Here is a 2920-nt window from a genome sequence, read left to right as displayed (position 1 = left end):
TCGGGGGGCGCGGGCCCGGCGCCGGGGTCGCGGCCGGCGCGGGGCGGGCGTCGCCGGCGAGCCCCGTCAGCGCCCGCCGAGGAGGGGGGCCAGGGAGCGGGCCATGTCCCGCGCGCGGGGCAGGTCGCGGGCCGCGACGGGGCGGCGCACCGCCAGGACCCCCTCGCGGGGCTCGGGGTCGGTGACGTCGAGCACGACGGCCCGCCCGTCGACGAGCATGAGGTCGAGCAGGCGCTCGGCGTCGGGCATGGCGACGGCGGCGCGCGAGCGCAGCAGGTGGCCGACGGCGGTGGTGCGCGCCAGGCGCATCAGGAGCTTGTCGTCGTCGAGGTGGCGCAGCTCGGGCCGGCGCAGCAGCAGGGAGGCCAGCGCGCTGATCTCGGCGGCGCTGGCGGGCGGGGCGGTGGCCTGCCGGGCGACGGGGTGGACGGTGCTGCGGCGGGTGTGGTGGTCCACGTCGGCCTCCTCGGGGCGTGCGCGCGGCCTCCCCGTGCGGGTGGTCGCTGTCCTCGGAGTGCTCGGCGGCGGCGCCGCCCGCCTTGATGGGCCGACCGGTGGACGGGCCGCCCGGGGGCCGGTGCGCGGGGCGCCGGCCCGGGGCGGAGGGCATGGGATTCGAACCCATGAGGAAGGAGTGGGTACCTCCCTAGCGGTTTTCAAGACCGCCGCCTTCAACCACTCGGCCAGCCCTCCGCGCGGCGCGCCGCGGCGCCACGCCGGGCCAGTCTACGGACGGAGCTGCACGGGCGGAGCGCGCCGCGGGCGCCGGGCGGCGGTGGGGTAGCGTCGGGCGTCCGCCGCCCGTCCCGTCCCGAGCGAGTTCCCGTTGGCCGAAGCCCTCCGCTGCGTCGTCGTCCTGCCCACGTACGACGAGGCCGACAACATCGCCGGGATGCTGGAGCGGGTGCTCTCCTGCCCCGCGGCCCCGGACGTCCTCGTCGTGGACGACTCCTCCCCCGACGGCACGGGCGCCGTCGTGCAGCGGGTGGCCGCCGGGCACCCGGCCGGGCGGGTGCGGCTGCTGACGCGCACCACCAAGGACGGGCTGGGCGCGGCCTACCGGGCGGGCTTCGCGCACGTGCTGGCCACCGGCGACCACGACGTGGTCGTGCAGATGGACGCCGACGGCTCGCACCCCGTCGAGGCGCTGCCGCGGATGCTCGCCGAGATCGCCGCGGGCGCCGACCTCGTCCTGGGTGCCCGCTACGTGCCCGGCGGCGCCCTCGACGACGCCTGGCCCTGGTACCGCAAGGCGCTCTCGCGCGGCGCGAACGTCTACGCGCGCGTGCTGCTGCGCGCGCCGGTGGCCGACCTCACGGGCGGGTTCAAGGCGTGGCGGGCCGACCTGCTGCGCTCGCTGGACCTGACGCAGCTGACGGCGGCCGGCTACGCCTTCCAGATCCAGACGACGCTGGCGGCGCTGGAGCGCGGGGCGCGGGTGCGGGAGGTGCCCATCCTCTTCACCGAGCGCACGCACGGGACCTCGAAGATGTCCCGGGAGATCATCCGCGAGGCCATGGGCGCGGTGTGGCGGATGCGCCGGCACGGCCCCACCGGCCGCCCGCGGTAGGCGCGGAGCCCCGGCCAGCGGTGGTGACGCGCCGGGGACCGTGATTGCCTGACGCTCAGTGTTCTGGGATGGTCAGCGCGTCAGCAGCGACACGACGCCGACGCACCCGCCCGCCTCGTGCGGTGCGGTGCGCCCGTGCGCGGCCGCGCTGCCCGACAGGTCCACGAGCGGGCAGCGGGAGGTCGAGGGGTGCACGACGAGGACGCCGACGCCGTCGCCCAGCTCCTGGTCCTGGCGCGCGACATCTTCGGGACGCCGGTGGCCGCCCTGACGCGCGCGGTCCCCGGCGCGGCGCACCACCTGGAGCAGACGGCCAGCACGCTGGACCAGCCGGCGACCGTGCGGCTGCTGGCCGCCACCGACTTCGCCACCTGCCCGCTGGCCGTCGACGTCGTCAGCCCCGAGGGCGAACCCGGCGGCCGGCTGCTCGGCATCGCCGACACCGCCGCCGACGGCCCGCCGCAGCCGCTGGAACCGCGCCAGCTGGAGGCGCTGCACGTGGTCGCCGCCCTGGTGGCGGGGGTGCTGCACCACCGCGAGCGCCGCCGCGCCGAGCGCGACGACCGGATGGCCTCCCTGGACGCCCTGCTCGCCGGGACGGGCCGCAGCACCGTCGCGCAGCCCGTCGTCGACCTGCGCAGCGGGGCCGTCGTCGGGGCGGAGGCGCTCTCGCGCTTCACCAGCGCCGAGGGGGCGGCGCAGCGCCCCGAGCAGGTGTTCACCGACGCCCGGTCCTCCGGCATCGGGGTGCAGCTGGAGCAGGCTGCCATCGCGTCCGCGCTGCCGCTGCTGCGCGGCATGCCCGCCGGGACGTACCTGGCGGTCAACGCCTCGGCGGAGGCGCTGCTGGACGAGGGCACCCACGAGCTGCTGCTGTCCGCGGCCCCCGACCGGCTCGTGGTGGAGATCACCGAGCACGACCCGGTGAGCGACTACGACGCGCTCACCGCGTGCACCGACGCGCTGCGCGAGCGGGGCGTCCGGGTGGCCGTCGACGACGCCGGGGCCGGTTTCGCCAGCCTGCAGCACGTCCTGCACCTGGTGCCGGACATCGTGAAGCTGGACATCGCGTTCGTGCGGGGCATCGACACCGACCCGGCCCGGCGCGCCGTCGCCCGCGCCCTCGTGGGCTTCGCCTCCGAGCTGGGCTCCACGGTGGTGGCCGAGGGGGTCGAGCGCGGCAGCGAGTTGGCGGTCCTGCGCGACCTGGGGGTGGAGCACGGGCAGGGGTACCTGCTGGGCCGGCCCAGCCCGACGCCCCCGTGGGGCAACGGGCCGGGCGAGACGACGGCGATCGTGCTGCCCTGAGCCCGGGGAGCACCAGGACCCCCCACCCGTGCGGGTGGGGGG

4 protein-coding genes and 1 tRNA gene are annotated in these 2920 nt (G+C 77.7%); 2 read left to right on the top strand and 3 right to left on the bottom strand.

What is annotated here, in order from left to right; all coding sequences use genetic code 11:
- Window positions 1–66 precede the first annotated feature (66 nt).
- Together ACRYM2_RS23040 and ACRYM2_RS23035 are read right to left on the bottom strand one after the other, a co-directional pair.
- On the bottom strand, window positions 67–456 hold the full coding sequence (locus tag ACRYM2_RS23040; protein WP_432525029.1) for a hypothetical protein: 390 nt from the start codon (window positions 454–456) through the stop codon (window positions 67–69).
- A gap of 144 nt (window positions 457–600) precedes the next feature.
- Window positions 601–693, bottom strand: a tRNA-Ser gene (locus ACRYM2_RS23035).
- 133 nt (window positions 694–826) lie between these two features.
- Here ACRYM2_RS23035 and ACRYM2_RS23030 point away from each other — a divergent pair.
- The gene (locus ACRYM2_RS23030) at window positions 827–1570 is read left to right on the top strand and encodes a polyprenol monophosphomannose synthase (protein ID WP_432525028.1); all 744 of its coding nucleotides are present in this window, start codon (window positions 827–829) and stop codon (window positions 1568–1570) included.
- A gap of 72 nt (window positions 1571–1642) precedes the next feature.
- Here the strand turns inward: ACRYM2_RS23030 and ACRYM2_RS23025 are convergent, their stop codons facing one another.
- Window positions 1643–1765, bottom strand: a complete 123-nt coding sequence (locus tag ACRYM2_RS23025; RefSeq protein WP_432525026.1) for a hypothetical protein — start codon at window positions 1763–1765, stop codon at window positions 1643–1645.
- Here ACRYM2_RS23025 and ACRYM2_RS23020 point away from each other — a divergent pair.
- Window positions 1760–2878 carry an EAL domain-containing protein gene (locus ACRYM2_RS23020; RefSeq protein ID WP_432525025.1) on the top strand — a complete coding sequence of 373 codons (1119 nt, stop codon included), beginning with the start codon at window positions 1760–1762 and terminating at the stop codon, window positions 2876–2878. The genes ACRYM2_RS23025 and ACRYM2_RS23020 overlap by 6 nt on opposite strands.
- The last annotated feature ends 42 nt before the right edge of the window (window positions 2879–2920 follow it).

It is taken from the genome of Kineococcus aridisoli (assembly GCF_050871885.1).
In the GTDB taxonomy this organism is placed as follows: domain Bacteria; phylum Actinomycetota; class Actinomycetes; order Actinomycetales; family Kineococcaceae; genus Kineococcus.
This window is presented reverse-complemented; position numbering and strand designations above follow the sequence as displayed.